Annotated in this window: 14 protein-coding genes; 4 read left to right on the top strand and 10 right to left on the bottom strand. The window is 58.2% G+C overall.

Annotated features, from left to right (window positions below; all coding sequences use genetic code 11):
• Window positions 1–2 precede the first annotated feature (2 nt).
• Window positions 3–1,208 (bottom strand): serine-type D-Ala-D-Ala carboxypeptidase, encoded by a 1,206-nt coding sequence (gene dacC / locus F3J28_RS02565; protein ID WP_008455204.1) that lies wholly within the window; start codon window positions 1,206–1,208, stop codon window positions 3–5.
• A 248-nt stretch (window positions 1,209–1,456) separates the two neighbouring features.
• Between dacC and F3J28_RS02560 the strand changes: the two genes are divergently transcribed.
• Window positions 1,457–2,083 (top strand): glutathione S-transferase family protein, encoded by a 627-nt coding sequence (locus F3J28_RS02560; protein WP_166872402.1) that lies wholly within the window; start codon window positions 1,457–1,459, stop codon window positions 2,081–2,083.
• 1 nt (window position 2,084) lies between these two features.
• On the opposite strand, the gene F3J28_RS02555 is transcribed toward F3J28_RS02560, so the two are convergent.
• Both F3J28_RS02555 and F3J28_RS02550 read right to left on the bottom strand, forming a co-directional pair.
• Window positions 2,085–3,206 carry a PQQ-dependent sugar dehydrogenase gene (locus F3J28_RS02555; protein ID WP_166872399.1) on the bottom strand — a complete coding sequence of 374 codons (1,122 nt, stop codon included), beginning with the start codon at window positions 3,204–3,206 and terminating at the stop codon, window positions 2,085–2,087.
• 111 nt (window positions 3,207–3,317) lie between these two features.
• Window positions 3,318–3,701 (bottom strand): biofilm formation regulator BssR, encoded by a 384-nt coding sequence (locus F3J28_RS02550; protein WP_166872396.1) that lies wholly within the window; start codon window positions 3,699–3,701, stop codon window positions 3,318–3,320.
• Window positions 3,702–3,944: 243 nt separating this feature from the next.
• On the opposite strand from F3J28_RS02550, the gene rimO reads away from it, so the two are divergent.
• Window positions 3,945–5,270, top strand: coding sequence for a 30S ribosomal protein S12 methylthiotransferase RimO (gene rimO / locus F3J28_RS02545; protein ID WP_008455208.1), 1,326 nt, complete (start codon window positions 3,945–3,947; stop codon window positions 5,268–5,270).
• A gap of 101 nt (window positions 5,271–5,371) precedes the next feature.
• On the opposite strand, the gene F3J28_RS02540 is transcribed toward rimO, so the two are convergent.
• The 7 genes from F3J28_RS02540 to F3J28_RS02510 all read right to left on the bottom strand — a co-directional run bounded on the left by F3J28_RS02540 (window position 5,372) and on the right by F3J28_RS02510 (window position 14,643).
• The gene (locus F3J28_RS02540) at window positions 5,372–6,112 is read right to left on the bottom strand and encodes a MipA/OmpV family protein (protein ID WP_166872394.1); all 741 of its coding nucleotides are present in this window, start codon (window positions 6,110–6,112) and stop codon (window positions 5,372–5,374) included.
• 36 nt (window positions 6,113–6,148) lie between these two features.
• Entirely contained in the window at window positions 6,149–7,060 is a 912-nt protein-coding gene (gsiD, locus tag F3J28_RS02535; protein ID WP_166872391.1) for a glutathione ABC transporter permease GsiD, read from the bottom strand.
• A gap of 2 nt (window positions 7,061–7,062) precedes the next feature.
• On the bottom strand, window positions 7,063–7,983 hold the full coding sequence (gene gsiC / locus F3J28_RS02530; protein ID WP_166872389.1) for a glutathione ABC transporter permease GsiC: 921 nt from the start codon (window positions 7,981–7,983) through the stop codon (window positions 7,063–7,065).
• A gap of 123 nt (window positions 7,984–8,106) precedes the next feature.
• Entirely contained in the window at window positions 8,107–9,645 is a 1,539-nt protein-coding gene (gsiB, locus tag F3J28_RS02525) for a glutathione ABC transporter substrate-binding protein GsiB (RefSeq protein ID WP_166872384.1), read from the bottom strand.
• 12 nt (window positions 9,646–9,657) lie between these two features.
• Window positions 9,658–11,532, bottom strand: coding sequence for a glutathione ABC transporter ATP-binding protein GsiA (gene gsiA / locus F3J28_RS02520; RefSeq protein ID WP_166872381.1), 1,875 nt, complete (start codon window positions 11,530–11,532; stop codon window positions 9,658–9,660).
• Window positions 11,532–12,485: a beta-aspartyl-peptidase gene (gene iaaA, locus F3J28_RS02515; RefSeq protein WP_166872377.1), complete on the bottom strand. Its 954-nt coding sequence runs from the start codon at window positions 12,483–12,485 to the stop codon at window positions 11,532–11,534. The genes gsiA and iaaA overlap by 1 nt, the downstream gene beginning before the upstream one ends.
• Before the next feature lie 214 nt (window positions 12,486–12,699).
• A complete protein-coding gene (locus tag F3J28_RS02510; RefSeq protein ID WP_502706893.1) occupies window positions 12,700–14,643 on the bottom strand; it encodes an autotransporter outer membrane beta-barrel domain-containing protein in 1,944 nt (647 codons plus the stop codon).
• Window positions 14,644–14,886: 243 nt separating this feature from the next.
• Between F3J28_RS02510 and moeA the strand changes: the two genes are divergently transcribed.
• Together moeA and moeB are read left to right on the top strand one after the other, a co-directional pair.
• Window positions 14,887–16,119, top strand: coding sequence for a molybdopterin molybdotransferase MoeA (gene moeA, locus F3J28_RS02505; protein WP_166872371.1), 1,233 nt, complete (start codon window positions 14,887–14,889; stop codon window positions 16,117–16,119).
• Window position 16,120: 1 nt separating this feature from the next.
• Entirely contained in the window at window positions 16,121–16,867 is a 747-nt protein-coding gene (moeB, locus tag F3J28_RS02500) for a molybdopterin-synthase adenylyltransferase MoeB (protein WP_166872368.1), read from the top strand.
• The last annotated feature ends 27 nt before the right edge of the window (window positions 16,868–16,894 follow it).

The following is a 16,894-nucleotide window of genomic DNA, read 5'->3' as shown; positions in this document are numbered from 1 at the left end:
GCTTAAGAGAACCAGCTCCCGAACCAGCCGTGGAGCTTCATCAGCACAAAGTCCCACATGCGGCTGAAGAAGCCGCCCTCTTCAACCGGCTCCATCACCAGCAGCGGGCGCTGCTCAATGGATTTGCCGTTCAGCAGGAAGTCGATGGTACCGACGGCCTGGCCTTTCTTCAGCGGCGCGGTTAGCTGAGGTTCATTCAGGGTAAAGCTGGCTTTCAGGTTTTTCAGCTGGCCACGGGGAATGGTCACCGAGCCGCCCTCGCCTGCCCCCAGATTGACTTCACTCTTATCGCCAAACCAGACACGCTGGGTCACAAAAGTCGCGTCAGGTTTGATTGGCGTTACGGTTTCGAAGAAGCGGAAGCCCCAGGTCAGCAGCTTTTCGCTCTCGTTGAAGCGAATGCGGTCAGTTTTTGTCCCCAGCACCACGGAAATCAGGCGCATATCGCCGGAGGTTGCCGACGCGACCAGGTTATAGCCCGCGCCCACGGTGGTGCCGGTTTTCATGCCGTCAACGTTTAGGTTGGAGCTCCACAGCAGGCGGTTGCGGTTCGGCTGCTTGATATTGTTAAAGGTGAACTCTTTCTCTTTGTGTACCGCGTACTCGTCCGGCACGTCGTGGATCAGCGCCTGGCCCAGCAGCGCCATGTCGCGCGCGGTGCTGTACTGCCCTGGAGCATCCAGGCCGTGAACAGTTTTAAAGGTGGTGTTGGTGAGCTTGAGCTTCTGCGCGTAGTTGTTCATCAGGCTGACAAACGAGTCCTGGCTACCCGCCACATAGTCGGCAATCGCAATGCTGGCGTCGTTCCCGGACTGAATAATGACGCCTTTGTTCAGATCTTCCACCGAGACTTTATCGCCTGGTTTCAGGAACATCAGCGAAGAACCGCGCAACACCGGGTTACCGGTGGCCCAGGCATCTTTCCCGATAGTCACCATATCCGTCAGGTGAATCTTGCCTGCTTTCAGCGCCTGTCCTACCACGTAGCTGGTCATCAGCTTGGTCAGACTTGCCGGATCGAGCTTTTCGTCGGCATTTCCTTCCGCCAGCACCTTCCCGCTGGCGTAATCCATCAAAATCCAGGCTCTGCCATCGACCTGGGGCGCATCTGCGGTCTGCTCAGCGCTCAGCGCAGGAGCCGCCATCAGCAGCAGGGTTGTCCCTGCGACTAAACCACGTAGTGTTGCAGGCATTTGCAAGATCGTCATAAAACCACCTGAGTATCCATTCTTAAAAAATTCACGGTGCGCACCGCCACCCAAAAGTCAGGGTGTGAGTAATAACGCACGAATCCACTTAAAGAAACATAGAGTTGGTAAAGTTTTTTAAGTTTATTCGATATCTGCGCGAGTTGCCGCCGTCACGCCATTTTTTTTAGCTTCGGTTGAGAAACAGTGGTGTTTTCGTGACCGGAGCCGGGCATACTCGATGTCCACCTGCAAAAAAAGGAACCACCATGATTACCGTTTGGGGCAGAGATAACTCCACCAATGTGAAGAAAGTGCTGTGGTGTCTGGAAGAGCTGCAACTGCCGTACCGCTCCGTGCCCGCGGGCGGGAAATTTGGCCTGACGCACGACGCTGAATACCTGGCGATGAACCCGAATGGCCTGGTGCCGTGCATTCACGACGACGCACACGGGCTGACGCTGTGGGAATCCAACACCATCGTGCGCTACCTGGCGGCTGAATATGGTCGCGATTCGCTGTGGGTAAATGCCCCGGCAGAACGTGCCAAAGGTGAAAAATGGATGGACTGGTCCGCTACGGCAGTCGCTGGCCCCTACCGTGGGGTGTACGCCAGCCTGGTCAGAACCCCGCCGGAAGAGCGCGATCAGAAGCTGATTGAGCAAAGCATTGTGGCCTGCAACAAGCTGTTTGCGATTGCAGATGCGGAACTGGCTAAACAGCCCTGGCTGGGTGGCGAAACCTTTGGTCTGGGCGACCTCGCCTTTGGCCCGCAGATCTACAGCCTGCTCAACCTTGATATTCCGTGGGATGCGGTGCCAAATCTTCAACGCTGGTATCAGCAACTGACCCAGCGCCCGGCGTTCAAGAAAATTGTGATGATCCCGCTGACCTGATTTAGCCTTCAGCCGGGCTGATTTTTAGCAGCTCGCCGTCAGATTCGTCGGTCAGGACATACAGATAGCCGTCCGGACCGACGCGCACATCGCGAATACGCTTTTTACGATCCCCCAGCAGCCGCTGTTCGGCCGTCGCCTTGTCGCCGTCCAGCGTTAGCTCAATCAGATTCTTTTCCTTGAGTGCGCCGATAAACAGCTTGCCTTTCCACTGCGGGAAGGTGTCAGCCGAATAAAACGCCATGCCGCTTATGGCAGGAGAGACTTTCCAGTAATGAATCGGCGGCTCGGTGTCTTCAACTTCCCCTCCTTTGGCTTCGGGGATCTTAAGCCCGCTGTAATTAATGCCCCAGGTCGCCAGCGGCCAGCCGTAGTTTTTCCCGGCTGCCGGGATATTGATTTCATCGCCACCTTTCGGCCCGTGCTCGTTTAGCCACAGCTCGCCGTTGGCCGGATTAATGGCTAATCCCTGCGGGTTACGGTGCCCGTAAGACCAAATTTCAGGCCGGACGCCTGGTTTGCCTGTAAACGGGTTATCCTGCGGGACGGAACCATCGGCATTAAGCCGCACCACTTTGCCCTGCAGCTTATCGAGATCCTGAGCCGTAGCGCGCTCGTTGTTTTCCCCCAGCGCGATAAACACATGGCCTTGCCCGTCAAACGCCATGCGTCCGCCGAAATGGTTGCCGGTGGAGAGTTTTGGCGTCTGGCGGAACACAACCTTAAAGTTTTCCAGCCGCTTCAGATCCCGGCTTAACGTTCCATACCCGACGGCAGTACCGGCTTTATTGTCGCTGCCGCCTTCGGCAAAGCTAAGCCACACGCGGCGGCTGCTGGCAAAGTCCGGGGCCAGCACAACATCCAGCAAACCGCCCTGCCCGTGTGCCCAGACAACGGGCACGCCGCTAATCGGCGCGGACAGTCCCTTGCCCTGCTGCCACAGATGCAGCTCCCCGCCACGCAGGGTAATCAACATGCCCTGGTTATCCGGTAAAAAGTCCAGCGCCCACGGGTGGGACAGGTTGGTTTGCAGGACTTCAACGTTGGTTTTGGCAGCCAGGGCATAAGAAGCAGAGAAAAGTAGCGCGGCGGCAATAAGCGTGCGGGACGGGAACGGCGGCATGGCAATCTCCTGGTTTTGGCTATTCCTTAAGGGTAGCCGCCGGAGATAATCGACTGCCCGGTTTTACATAACATTAAGAACGGGGAGCCAGGCAGACTCCCCGCGCTCGGGTCAGGCTTCAATGGCCTTTCCGCGTTCTGCCAGTGCATTCAGGCTACGGGTGAGCTGCATCAGGCTGGTTTCAAGCTTTGCCGCATCAACCGCGATGTATTGCGGGCAGTCTTTACGCCCGCTCATCAGGCAAAGTGCGGCGGATGAACACGCCTCAACGGCATGGCGAAAATCATCTTTTTCATCGTCGGCCAGGCTCGCCTGCAGCACAAAGGCGGCATCGCGGCTCCGGTGGCAGACATCCAGCAAGCGGGTCCGCAGCTGTTCGCTTTCGCTGACAGACATGTACCCTTTGGCCTTTCTCAACGCCAGGTAGGCGGCGATCTCCCCCTTCGCGACCTGCAGCTTTTGCAGCAGGTCGTGTTTGAGCGTACGTCCGGACATAGCGCATCCTCCTCGTGGGTTACCCATTAACCCACAGATTAAGTATGGTCAAGGGATGGGGATTCGCAGCGAATATCTTTCGCATTTGATGCTATTTACCGGGCAAGCCCGAGTATGCGGTGGGCAAACCGAAGCGGAATAAATCACGTCTAACGCAAACTGCAATTCTCCAGTACAAATTCCCGCCCAACCTCTGTAGAATCCCTGCCCTAATCTTTCTAATAATTGAACACTTTTTAAGCTATGAGCAATGTGACCCAACAACCCCGTATCGGGTTTGTCTCCCTCGGCTGCCCGAAAAACCTCGTGGACTCCGAACGCATCCTGACTGAACTGCGCACCGAAGGCTATGACGTGGTGCCAAGCTATGACGACGCCGACATGGTCATCGTCAACACCTGCGGCTTCATCGACAGCGCCGTCCAGGAATCACTGGAAGCCATCGGCGAAGCGCTGAACGAAAACGGTAAGGTGATTGTCACCGGTTGCCTGGGTGCAAAAGAAGATCAGATCCGCGAAGTGCATCCGAAGGTACTGGAAATCACCGGCCCACACAGCTACGAGCAGGTTCTGCAGCACGTTCACCATTACGTGCCCAAACCGCAGCACAACCCGTTCCTGAGCCTGGTGCCGGAACAGGGCGTGAAGCTGACGCCGCGTCACTACGCGTATCTGAAAATTTCCGAAGGCTGCAACCATCGCTGCACCTTCTGCATTATCCCGTCCATGCGTGGCGATCTGGACAGCCGCCCAATCGGCGACGTGCTGGCAGAGGCAAAACGTTTGGTTGAAGCGGGCGTGAAAGAGCTGCTGGTGATCTCCCAGGATACTTCCGCTTACGGCGTGGACGTTAAGCACCGCACCGGGTTCTGGAACGGCGCTCCGGTCAAAACCAGCATGGTTAGCCTGTGTGAGCAGTTGGCTAAGCTGGGCGTCTGGACGCGTCTGCATTACGTTTACCCGTATCCGCACGTTGACGATGTGATCCCGCTGATGGCGGAAGGCAAGATTCTGCCGTACCTCGACATCCCGCTGCAGCACGCCAGCCCGCGCATTCTGAAGCTGATGAAGCGCCCTGGTTCTGCGGATCGTCAGCTGCAGCGCATCAAGCAGTGGCGTGAAATCTGCCCGGATCTGACCCTGCGATCGACCTTTATCGTCGGCTTCCCGGGTGAAACCGAAGAAGACTTCGAGATGCTGCTCGACTTCCTGAAAGAAGCGCGCCTGGATCGCGTGGGCTGCTTCAAATACAGCCCGGTTGACGGCGCGACCGCCAACGAGCTGCCTGACCAGGTGCCGGAAGAAGTGAAAGAGGAGCGCTGGAACCGCTTTATGCAGCTGCAGCAGAAAATCTCTGCCGAGCGCCTGCAGGAAAAAGTGGGCCGCGAGATTCTGGTCATGGTGGATGAAGTGGACGAAGAAGGCGCCATCGGCCGCAGCATGGCGGATGCCCCTGAAATCGACGGCGCGGTTTACCTGAATGGCGAAACCAAGCTGAAACCAGGCGACGTTGTCCGTGTGAAAGTTGAAAACGCGGATGAGTACGATCTGTGGGGTTCAGTGGTTTAGTTTGCCCCTCACCCTAACCCTCTCCCCACAAGGGAGAGGGAATAATCCCCCCCCTCTATCCTTGTTTTCTCTCGCCCCTTTGGGCTGAGGGGCGAAAATACTTAAAACGTATAACTCATCCCCACCGTTAACTCCCGCAGGTTATTTTTATTCACCATTGGGCTGTCGCTGATAGCACTCGGATAAAAACGCTGGGTGAACTGCGCCCACGTGTTCCAGAGCGGCGTCCAGGCGTAGTTCATTGCCAGCTGCGCGTAAGGCACTATGCTGCCCTGTGGCCGCCATGCCGCAAGGCCTGTTTTTGCCGACTCTTTCTCTGAAACGCCATAGTAATAGCGCGTGTTTTGCGCATTCGAGAAGTCCACTCCGGCTTCCGGCACCAGCGTGAAATCGCCCCACTGCGCCATTGCAATATAGGCCGTATTCGCCGTTAGGCCGTTGCTGACGCCCAGCGTGTCGCCCGCAATTGTCGCGCTGAACGCGCCTATCGGCGTGGTGTATTGCATCGTCATGCCGCCCATCATCGTGCTATGTCGATTATTCAGCCCCCGCAGCGCGGGCGTCTGCCCGGTATCTGCCTGATACAGGGTATCGTAGTAATAGACTTTAGCGCGCAGCAGCAGCGTGTCGGTATTGATGAAGTTATAGCCCGCTTCGGTGCCGTCGAGGTACCAGGTTTTGCCGTCGTAGCCGACGTAGGGCAGCGCCCAGCGAAGCTGGTGCCGGGTTTGGTAAGGGGTTTGATACAGGCCCCCCTGCGCGCCAAGCGACCAGTTGGCCGCCGGGCAGGCAGTGGCAATCAGCAACGGGCTTAGCAGAAGTGCCCCGGTTATTTTTCTCATTTCTTCACTCCAGGGCAACGAATCTACTGACTCAGCTTAGCCTTTAATTTTCGGATCCAGCGCGTCCCGCAGTCCATCCCCCAGCAAGTTGAACGCCAGCACGGTCAAAAAGATGGCAAGACTCGGGAAAATAGCCACATGCGGGGCAATCACCATATCCGCCCTCGCCTCGTTCAACATAGCGCCCCACTCCGGCGTCGGTGGCTGAGCCCCGAGGCCGAGAAATGACAGGCTTGCGGCGGAAATAATCGAGGTCCCGATGCGCATCGTGAAATACACCACAATTGACGAAACGGTTCCCGGCAAAATATGCCGGAAGATGATAGTCGCATCCGGGGCACCAATGCTACGAGCAGACTCAATAAAAGTTTGCTGTTTCAGCACCAGCGTGTTGCCGCGCACCAGGCGGGCAAAGGCCGGAATACTGAAAATCGCCACCGCAATAACCACGTTGGTCATGCCGCTGCCCATCACCGCCACCACCGCAATTGCCAGCAAAATACCGGGGAAAGCAAACAGCACGTCGCAGATTCGCATGATAATGCGGTCCCACCAACCTTCGTAATAGCCCGCCAGCAGGCCAAAGAAGGTGCCGATTAGCGCGCCGATAAGCACCGAAAAGACGCCAGCGGCCAGCGAGATTTGCGCCCCGACCAGCACACGACTAAAAATATCCCGCCCGAGCGAATCAACGCCAAACCAGTGCAGCATCGACGGCCCGTCGTTCAGCCTGTCGTAATCGAAATAGTTTTCCGCATCAAAGGGGGCAATCCACGGTGCTATGAGCGCAATCACTATCAGCAAAAGCACAAATAGCCCGGCAGTCATCGCCACGGGCTGCTGGCGAAAACGCCGCAGAAACTCGCTCCACGGGGTACGAATTTGCCCGGCACGTACCACGGGCATCGCGTTGACTATGGCCTGGCGTCGCCAGTTTAAAAGTCGCATCCTTATTTGTACCTGATGGCCGGGTTAATGGCGGCATATAGCAGATCCACCACTAAGTTGATCACAATAAACTCCAGCGAAAACAGCAGAACCTCGGCCTGAATAACCGGGTAATCACGCATCTCCACTGAATCCACCAGCAGGCGCCCTAATCCCGGCCAGTTAAACACTTTTTCCACCACAATAGACCCACCGAGCAGGAAGCCAAACTGCAACCCCATCATGGTGATCACCGGGATCATGGCGTTACGCAGGCCGTGTTTTACCACGATCAGCGTTTCGCTCACGCCTTTCGCCCTGGCGGTACGCATATAATCTTCGTGCAGCACATCCACAAACGACGCGCGGGTGAATCTCGCCATGACCGCCGCCACCGCCGCCCCAAGGGTAATGGACGGCAGAATGTAGTGCTGCCAGCTGTCGGCCCCCACCGTGGGCAGCCAGCCCAGCTCAACCGAGAAAACCTGCATCAGCAGCATTCCCAGCGCGAAGGCCGGGAATGAAATGCCGGACACGGCAATCGTCATGCTCAGGCGATCCGGCCAGCGGTTGCGCCAGACGGCGGCCACAATGCCGGTCACCAGGCCAAACAGCGTCGCCCATGCCATGCTGGTCAGCGTCAGCCACAGCGTGGGCATAAAGCGGCTGGCAATCTCTTCAGACACAGGGCGGCGCGAAACCAGCGAGGTGCCAAAGTCCCCCTGCACGACGTGCGTGATGTAATGCAGGAACTGCCGCCACAGCGGTTGATCCAATCCCAGCTGTTTGCGAACAAGTTCGATGACCGTGGCGTCCGCTTCCGGCCCGGCAATCAGCCGCGCCGGGTCGCCGGGCAGCAGATGCACGAACAGGAATACCAGCACCGCCACGATGAACAGCGTCGGGATCAGGCCCAAAAGGCGTTTGAGGAAATAGTTAAACATCGCGGCCCCTCACCCTAACCCTCTCCCCAGAGGGGAGAGGAAATCAAGAGACAAGGCACCAACAGGCTTAGTTTTCCCCCTCTCCCTTTTAGGGAGAGGGCCGGGGTGAGGGTCATTATCACGCTACTTCAGATCCGCATTATCAAAACTAAACCCGGTATCCGGCATCACATAGAACCCGGTGAGATTTTTGCTGTGGGCAGAAACCAGTTTTTCCACCACCAGCGGCACCCACGGAGACTCTTTCCAGATCGTATCCTGCGCGTCTTTGTACAGCTTCGCCTTCTCTTCCGGTTGAGTGGTTTTCAGCGCATCGGCCAGGTCTTTGTCCACCTGCGGATTGCTGTAAAACGCGGTGTTAAACAGCGTTGGTGGCCAGTTCTGGGAAGCAAACAGCGGCGACAGCGCCCAGTCAGCCTCGCCGGTTGACGCTGACCAGCCGGTGTAGAACATTCTCACGCCACTCTCTTTCTGCCCTTTTGCTTCCACTTCGGCAGCACGCTGCCCGGCGTCCATCGCCGTCACTTTCACCTTGATACCCACCTGCGCCAGCTGCTGCTGGGTAAACTGCAGCACTTTCTGCGCGGTACTGTGGTTGTGGGAGGACCAAAGCGTGGTTTCAAAGCCGTTCGGGAAGCCCGCTTCTTTCAGCAGCGCTTTGGCTTTGGCTGGGTCATAAGGCCAGGGTTTGAATTTCTCGGCATAGGCAAGCGACGGCGGCACCACGCCTTCTGCTGGCGTAGCGAAGCCGGAGAACGCCACTTTCACCAGCGCCTGGCGGTTAATCGCATAGTTGATGGCTTCGCGGACTTTCGGGTTATCAAACGGTTTTTGGGTGACGTTCATGCTGATGTAGCGCTGCATGATCGACGGCGAGGCAACCAGCTCAAGCTTGCTGTTTTTCTCCAGCACGCCCGCCTGCTCGTAAGGGATCGGGAACGCGAACTGCGCCTCGCCGGTTTGCAGCATCGCCGCACGGGTATTGTTATCCACGACCGGGCGCCAGGTAATGCTGTCCAGCTTCGGCAGGCCTTGCTGCCAGTAACCGGCGAATTTCTTCACCTTCACAAAATCGGTCTGGTTCCAGGTATCCAGCTGATACGGGCCGGTCCCCACCGGATGGAAGCCGATATCTTTGCCGTATTTTTGCAGCGCAGCCGGGGAGATCATCGCCGTCGCCGGGTGGGCCAGAATATTGATGAACGCCGAGAACGGCTCTTTTAAGGTGATTTTCACCGTGGAAGGATCGACCACCTCCGTTTTGGCAATGGTTTTATACAGGTTATAGCGCTTGAGGTGGTTGTCCGGGTTGCTGGCGCGATCGAGGTTCGCTTTTACCGCATCGGCATTGAAGTCAGTGCCGTCCTGGAACTTCACGCCAGTGCGCAGCTTGATGGTGTACACCAGGCCGTCGCCAGACACTTTGTAGCTTTCTGCCAGCACGTTCTGCAGTTTCATGTCTTTATCAAGCCCGAACAGCCCCTGATAGAACGATTTGGCCACCGCCTGGGACAGTGTGTCATTCGCGTCGTAAGGATCGAGCGTGGTGAAGTTTGAGGCCACCGCTACGACGACATCTTTAGCAGCGAAAGCGGGCGTGGCGATAACGGCGGAGGCAAGTCCCGCCGCCAGCAGCCATTTTTGCGTTGTGTTAGCTGTCATTATTGTTTTCCTTTATAGGCGATTTTCACTGCTGCCGATGGGGTGGCGGGCGACAAAATGTCCCGGCCCCACCGCAACCAGCGGTGCTACGTGCGGTTCATCCCCCAGGCTGCGCGTGGCGCTGGGGATCTCATCAGACACTAAAACAGGCTTGCGTCCCTTGCGGGTTGGGTCAGCCACCGGTACCGCCGCCATAAGTTTGCGGGTGTACGGATGCTGCGGGTTTTCAAACACGGCGCGGCGCGGGCCAATTTCAACAATCTGGCCCAGATACATGACCGCCACGCGATGGCTGATGCGTTCCACGACGGCCATGTCGTGGGAAATAAACAGAAAAGCGATGCCAAATTCGCGCTGCAGGTCGAGCAGCAGGTTAACGATTTGCGCCCGAATCGACACATCCAGCGCCGAGACGGATTCGTCGGCAATCACCACCTTCGGATTCAGCGCCAGCGCGCGGGCAATACAAACCCTCTGCCGCTGGCCGCCGGAGAACTCATGCGGGTAACGCCACGCGTGCTCAGGCTGTAAACCGACTCGCTCAAGCAGCCAGGCGACGCGCTGCTGGGCCTCTTCTTTAGGCATCGCCTGGTGCACCAGCAGCGGCTCCATAATGGAGTAGCCGACGGTCTGGCGCGGATCCAGCGAGGCATACGGATCCTGGAAAATAAACTGAATGTCTTTGCGAACGTGCTGCAGCTCGCCGTTAGGCAAATTATCAATACGCTGACCGTTAAAGGTGATGGTGCCGCCCTGGGTTTCCACCAGCCGCAGCAGCGAGCGCCCGGTGGTCGATTTACCACAGCCGGACTCGCCCACCAGCGCCAGCGTTTCGCCGGGCAATAAATCAAAACTCACCTTTTCAACGGCATGCACCTGGCGCGTCACCCGGTTGAATATTCCGCTACGCAGCGGGAAGCGGGTCACCAGATCGCGAACTTCAAGCACCGGCTTCGCGCCGGGAGGAATCGTATCCTGCTCGGTTTCGGGCTCTTGCTTATTCGGTTGGCCTGGGACTATCAGCGGGAATTTGCGCGGTAAATCGCTGCCGTTCATGGCGCCAAGCCTTGGTACGGCAGCCAGCAAAGCCTGGGTGTAGGCGTGCTGCGGGTTCTGGAATATTTGCTCCACGGTGCCGGTTTCAACCGCTTCCCCCCGGTACATCACCAGCACCCTGTCGGCGATGTCCGCCACCACGCCCATATCGTGGGTGATAAAAATGACGCCCATCTGCATTTCATCCTGCAGAACGCGAATAAGCTGCAGGATTTGTGCCTGAATAGTCACGTCGAGGGCAGTTGTCGGTTCATCGGCGATCAATACCGCCGGGCGGCAGGAGAGCGCCATAGCAATCATCACTCGCTGGCGCATCCCCCCGGAAAGCTGGTGCGGATAGCGGTTCAGGATGGCCTGTGCCTCAGGAATACGCACGCGTTCTAACATGCGCTTTGCTTCCGCCAGCGCCGCACGTCCATCCAGCTTTTGATGTAAACGGATGGACTCAGCGATTTGTTCGCCCACGGTGAACACCGGATTAAGCGAGGTCATCGGCTCCTGGAAAATCATGGCCACATCCGCCCCGCGCACGCGACGCATCTGGGCGTTGCTCAGCTCGGGCAGGTTCAGCACCTCTTTATTACGCCGACGCAGCAGCAGCTTGTCGCAGCTAACCTGCCCGCCGCCCTGCTCCAGCAGGCGCATCAGCGCCATCGCCGTGACCGACTTCCCGGAACCAGACTCGCCCACGATAGCCAGCGTTTCGCCCCGGTTAAGGGTCAACGACAGGTGGCGTACCGCGTCGGTAACCTGCTGCTGTTGGCGAAAGCGAATATTGAGATCGCTAACGGCAAGCACCTGCTCGTCCGGTAGCTCATGGCTGTGCGGCATTAACTCTCCTGGTCACGATAAATTCCTACGTTCGGGGCATCGCCGACAAAGCCAAAGCCACGGTACATTCCTTCGCTGTTAAACGGCAGCGCGACGTTCCCCTGATTGTCGATGGCAATCATGCCGCCGCTGCCGCCTAGCGCGGGCAGTTTCTCCATCACCACGCGGTCAACGGCCTGCTGCAGACTTAGTCCGGCATACTCCATCAGGGCCGCAATATCGTAGGCCGCCAGCGTGCGGATAAAAACTTCGCCCGTGCCGGTGCAGGACACGGCCACGTTGGCGTTGTTGGCATAGCAGCCCGCGCCGACTAAGGGAGAATCCCCTACCCGGCCCGGCAGTTTGTTGGTCATTCCGCCGGTGGACGTTGCCGCCGCCAGATTCCCCAGTTTATCCAGCGCCACTGCGCCTACCGTGCCAAATTTTTTATCGGCATCAATCGGCTCAGCCCCGTCATGATCCAGCAGAGTCTGTTGACTTTCACGGGCGCGCAGCAGCTGCTGATAGCGTTCTTCGGTCGAAAAGAGCGTGGCCTCGACCGGCTCAAGCCCATTCTGCGCGGCAAAACGCTCCGCCCCTTCGCCAATCATCAGCACGTGCGGGCTGTTTTCCAGCACTAATCTTGCCGCCAGGATCGGGTTGCGAATATGGCTCACGCCCGCCACCGCCCCGGCATTCAGGCTGTTGCCATCCATCACGCAGGCGTCCAGCTCATGTGTACCATCACTGGTGAACACAGATCCTTTCCCGGCGTTGAACAGCGGGCATTCTTCGAGCAGGCGCACCGCCTCGGTCACCGCGTCCAGCGCGCTGCCGCCGCGTTCAAGGATCTGCTGCCCGGCTTCAACAATGTCGGAGAGTGCGCTAATAAATTGCAGCTCTTTTTCCGGCGTCAGGTGGGCGCGGGTCAGGGCTCCGGCCCCGCCATGAATAGCGATAACGGCTTTGGTCATTCGGCATTGCCTGTAGAAAGTGATATCCGGCAGCGTTTTTTCTATAAATATCAGAATCGTTGCCAAACATTGATACGATTTTTGAATATAGAAAGACGTAAAAGTGTTGTAAAGAAAATTGACTTTACTCTATGAGCCTTTTTCCGCCCTGGCGGGAAGGAGAAATAGCGGCCAATTAAACCAAAGCCGCTATTTCTGTGGTAATAACAAAATCTTAGAACTTCGCGCTGATCCCCACGTTGTAGCTGGTCTGGTTCCCGTCGCTTAAGCCTGCCGTTTGTGCCACCGCCGCGAATGCGGACACGGTATTCGAAAGCGGCATATCTGCCCCGATGGCGATATCGGCCCAGTTTTTATCCAGCTGAGCACCGGTGCGGCTGAAGGTCAGCGCCGTGGATTTGAGGCCGCCGTTCGCACGATAACTGTCATCGCCGAACTGATGGCGATAGCTTGCCTGCGCCCAGGGATTAATGACGCCCAGCTTCGTGTCCACGCGCCAGCCCGCGCTGCCGATTTGCGAATGGCCGTTCTGGTCGCCAAAGCGCATAGCCGTGCTGCTGCTGCCGTTTTCGCTGTAGCCGTTTACGTGGCTGTAATCCCAGGCGTACTGCAGCACCGGCCCCGTGGTTAGCCAGGCCGTGACGGGGATATCGTAGCCAGCCGTCAATCGCGCGCCATACAGCCTGCCGTCGGTGTCGCCTTTTTCCGTGCGGGTAAGCTGCCCCAGGGTGATATCGCGCTGAATATTGGTGAAGTCGGCAGAGAGATAATGCACGTCCCCGTTCAGCCAGGCCTGGCCCGCGCGAAGCTGGCCAAAGAGCGCCGCCTGAAAACCTCGGGTATCGTAGCGGTAGCCGTCGTCCGGGCGCTGATTGTCCAGCGAACCGGCGATCAGCCCGCCCAGCACCACGTTTTCGTTCAGCTGATAGTCGAGACCGACCGTCAGGTTATTGGTGTTACCTTTGCCGTCGCCGGTTTCGCTATTGCCGCTGTACCGCTGATACCCGCCGCTGTAGCCGCCAAACACGCCCAGTGAACCTGCGGCGTTATCACCCTGCCGCAACTGCTGATAGCGGCTGTCAAGCGTTGCCCGGCTGCCGCGCACCATCGCCTGCGTGCCCTGGTTCAGGCGTGTGACCTGGACGGGCGCGACGATAATCGACTCAATGTACTGGGCAATGATGCTGTGAACCTGCGGGCTCGGGTGGAAATGATCGGCAAACAGATAATCCTGCGCGGCGTTAAATCCCGGCGTGGCGCTGGTGCAGTCGGTCGCCGCCACGCCCGGCGGGCAGGCCATCCCGGCGGTGTTTGTCAGACCGAAGGCCTGAGGATTAGCCAGAATCTCCTGGAAGACGCCGTTGATATCCGCCCGCGCGATATTCCCCCCATGCTGCAGCAGGGCCTGATCTTCGGCGCTGTTGTAGAACGTGGTAAGCAAAGCGGCCTGCTGCACGGCCCGATCGTAGGCGGCTATCAGCTGCGCGGCTACCCCTTGCTGAACGAGCGGATTGGCACTGACAACGGAAGCCGCCGCCTGCAACGCCTGATGAATCGCCTGCTGACGACTCGCCAGGTCAGGCGTTTGTGCCGCATCCAAAGACGCATAGGCAGCCTGAATCGCAGGCGTGGCCGCCGCCCCAAGCCCGGCGCTGAGTACCAGTTCCATTAGCGTTGGCGTGGCGCCGATATTCGGAACGTTCGGCACCACCACCAGCCCGGCGCCCGCATCAAGCAAAGCCCCCACCTGAGCGGCGGCGTTGGCCGCGCTGTTAGCCGCTATCCCCTGCGCCAGCGCAGGCTGAGTGGCGGCCGCGGCAAGATCGTTGCCACCGATCCAGTGAATATATAAGCCGTTGCCATCCGCCCGCCCACCGGTCTGGCTCAGGTAGCGCTGAACCTGGCTTTGCGTATTATCGGCTGGATTAAGCGCGGGCACAGCGGTGCCCCCGCCTGCGGCATAGTTGCTCCCACCTTCGCGGGAAGGCGCCAGCGTCAGGCCATAATGTGCGGCGAGCTGCTCGTCATAGAGTTTGTTCTGACTGTTGTTCCAGGTCCAGCGCCCGTTGTTGCCGGTATCGCTGAGGCTGTCGCCAAAAACGGTGAGGGAGTCAAAGGCAAATGCAGATGAGGTGAAGCCCACAGCGGCGGCCAGCATACTGAATTTGAATGCTTTTTGTTTGCTTATCATCAGTTCTTCCTTGCAAGGTTTTTTATTAGCCACAATGACTATAGCCAATGGCGATTGACACGCAGGCCGAGCGTAAAGAAGAAACGTGACAACGTGATGTAACGCATGTCCGACCACTGACGAAAGGTTTTTACCGATCCCAGACATGCCGTCAGGCGGCGTTTTCTGCCATACTAAGGCCTTATTTTGTCCCTGCCCCAGGAGTCATGAATGGAATTTACCGCCGGGCTGATCCCGCTTGAAACCGCACTTGAACAGATGCTGTCCCGTATTCATCCGTTGTCTGAAACAGAAACCCTGCCGCTGCTGCTGGCCACGGGCCGCGTCACGGCGGCCCCGGTGGTCTCGCCGCTGGATGTCCCCGGTTTCGATAACTCAGCAATGGACGGCTACGCGGTGCGGCTGGCGGATATCAAAGCCGGGGGCGCACTGCCCGTCGCCGGGAAAGCCTTCGCCGGACAACCGTTTAGCGGTGAATGGCCTGCAGGCACCTGCGTGCGCATCATGACCGGCGCGCCGATCCCTGTCGGAGCTGAAGCCGTTGTGATGCAGGAAGAGACGGAAGTCACCGAAAGCGGCGTGCGTTTTAGCGCTCCGGTGAAGAACGGCCAGAATATTCGCCGTCGCGGTGAGGATATCCATCAGGGCGCCAGCGTGCTGGCCGCAGGCGTGAAATTAACCGCCGCTGAACTGCCGCTGATTGCCTCTCTGGGCATCCCGGAAGTGAAGGTCTTTCGCAAAGTGCGTGCGGCGGTGTTCTCCACCGGCGACGAACTCCAACTTCCGGGCCAGCCGCTGGCCGAAGGCCAAATCTACGATACCAACCGCCTGGCGGTACAAATCATGCTGAAGCAGCTGGGCTGCGAAGTGATCGACCTCGGCATCGTTCGGGATGACCAGGCGGCCCTTCGCGCGGTGTTTAACGAAGCGGACAGCCGGGCAGATGTGGTCATCAGCAGCGGCGGTGTTTCCGTGGGCGAAGCCGATTACACCAAACAAATCCTCGAAGAGCTGGGCGAAGTCGGCTTCTGGAAGCTGGCGATTAAACCGGGCAAACCGTTTGCCTTTGGACGCCTGAAAAACAGCTGGTTCTGCGGCCTGCCGGGCAATCCGGTTTCCGCCGCTCTGACGTTCTACCAGCTAGTGCAGCCGCTGCTGGCGAAGCTGAGCGGGCAAATCGCCAGCCCTCTGCCGCCGCGCATGCGCGTTCGCACCGTCGGCAAGCTGAAGAAATCGCCTGGCCGCCTCGACTTCCAGCGCGGCATTCTTCGCCGCAATGAGCAAGGCGACCTGGAGGTGTTAAGCACCGGGCATCAGGGATCGCATATTTTCAGCTCCTTCAGCCAGGCCAACTGTTTTGTGGTGCTGGAGCGCGAACGCGGCAACGTAGAGGCCGGGGAATGGGTTGAGGTCGAACCGTTTAATCCGCTGTTCGGAGGCTGAAATGGTCGAGCTTAGCGATGAGGAGATGCTGCGCTACAACCGCCAGATTGTGCTGCGCGGCTTTGACTTTGACGGCCAGGAAAAGCTTAAGGCTTCGCGAGTGCTCATCGTCGGGCTAGGCGGGCTGGGCTGCGCGGCGGCGCAGTATCTGGCAGCCGCGGGCTTGGGCCAGCTCACGCTGCTCGATTTCGACACCGTTTCGCTCTCAAACCTCCAGCGGCAAACGCTGCACAGCGATGCCACCATTGGCAAACCGAAGGTGGATTCCGCGCAGGATTCGCTGGCGGCGATTAATCCGCATATCCAACTCGACACCGTCAATGCGATGCTCGAATACCCTCAGCTTTCCGGGTTAATCGCCCGCCACGATGTGGTGCTGGACTGCACGGATAACGTGGCTATACGCAACCAGCTCAATCGCGGCTGCCATCAGCATAAGATCCCGCTGGTGTCCGGGGCGGCCATTCGCATGGAGGGCCAGATTAGCGTCTTCACGTATCAGGATAACGAGCCCTGCTACCGCTGCCTGAGCCGTCTGTTTGGCGAAAGTACGCTGAGCTGCGTTGAGGCTGGCGTTATGGCCCCGCTGGTCGGGATTATCGGCTCGCTGGAAGCCATGGAGGCCATCAAGCTGCTGGCAAACTACGGCACCCCAGCGCGCGGGAAAATCGTGCTTTACGATGCGATGACCTGTCAGTTCAGAGAGATGAAGCTGGCACGTAACCCGCAGTGTGAAGTTTGCGGGTAAAAACGAAAACGGGGATATCATTATCCC

Source organism: Enterobacter sp. Ap-1006, from assembly GCF_011752835.1.
Classification (GTDB): Bacteria; Pseudomonadota; Gammaproteobacteria; order Enterobacterales; family Enterobacteriaceae; genus Cedecea.
Note: the sequence above shows the minus strand (reverse complement) of the source record. Positions and strands in the feature narration are given on the sequence as shown.

Bases quoted from the DNA above. Each gene is read 5' to 3' on its own strand.
- F3J28_RS02510 (WP_502706893.1), bottom strand. From the start codon at position 14,643: ATGCTGGCCGCCGCTGTGGGCTTCACCTCATCTGCATTTGCCTTTGAC.
- rimO (WP_008455208.1), top strand. From the start codon at position 3,945: ATGAGCAATGTGACCCAACAACCCCGTATCGGGTTTGTCTCCCTCGGC.
- moeA (WP_166872371.1), top strand. From the start codon at position 14,887: ATGGAATTTACCGCCGGGCTGATCCCGCTTGAAACCGCACTTGAACAG.
- dacC (WP_008455204.1), bottom strand. From the start codon at position 1,208: ATGACGATCTTGCAAATGCCTGCAACACTACGTGGTTTAGTCGCAGGG.
- F3J28_RS02560 (WP_166872402.1), top strand. From the start codon at position 1,457: ATGATTACCGTTTGGGGCAGAGATAACTCCACCAATGTGAAGAAAGTG.
- F3J28_RS02540 (WP_166872394.1), bottom strand. From the start codon at position 6,112: ATGAGAAAAATAACCGGGGCACTTCTGCTAAGCCCGTTGCTGATTGCC.
- moeB (WP_166872368.1), top strand. From the start codon at position 16,121: ATGGTCGAGCTTAGCGATGAGGAGATGCTGCGCTACAACCGCCAGATT.
- gsiA (WP_166872381.1), bottom strand. From the start codon at position 11,532: ATGCCGCACAGCCATGAGCTACCGGACGAGCAGGTGCTTGCCGTTAGC.
- iaaA (WP_166872377.1), bottom strand. From the start codon at position 12,485: ATGACCAAAGCCGTTATCGCTATTCATGGCGGGGCCGGAGCCCTGACC.
- gsiB (WP_166872384.1), bottom strand. From the start codon at position 9,645: ATGACAGCTAACACAACGCAAAAATGGCTGCTGGCGGCGGGACTTGCC.
- F3J28_RS02550 (WP_166872396.1), bottom strand. From the start codon at position 3,701: ATGTCCGGACGTACGCTCAAACACGACCTGCTGCAAAAGCTGCAGGTC.
- gsiC (WP_166872389.1), bottom strand. From the start codon at position 7,983: ATGTTTAACTATTTCCTCAAACGCCTTTTGGGCCTGATCCCGACGCTG.
- gsiD (WP_166872391.1), bottom strand. From the start codon at position 7,060: ATGCGACTTTTAAACTGGCGACGCCAGGCCATAGTCAACGCGATGCCC.
- F3J28_RS02555 (WP_166872399.1), bottom strand. From the start codon at position 3,206: ATGCCGCCGTTCCCGTCCCGCACGCTTATTGCCGCCGCGCTACTTTTC.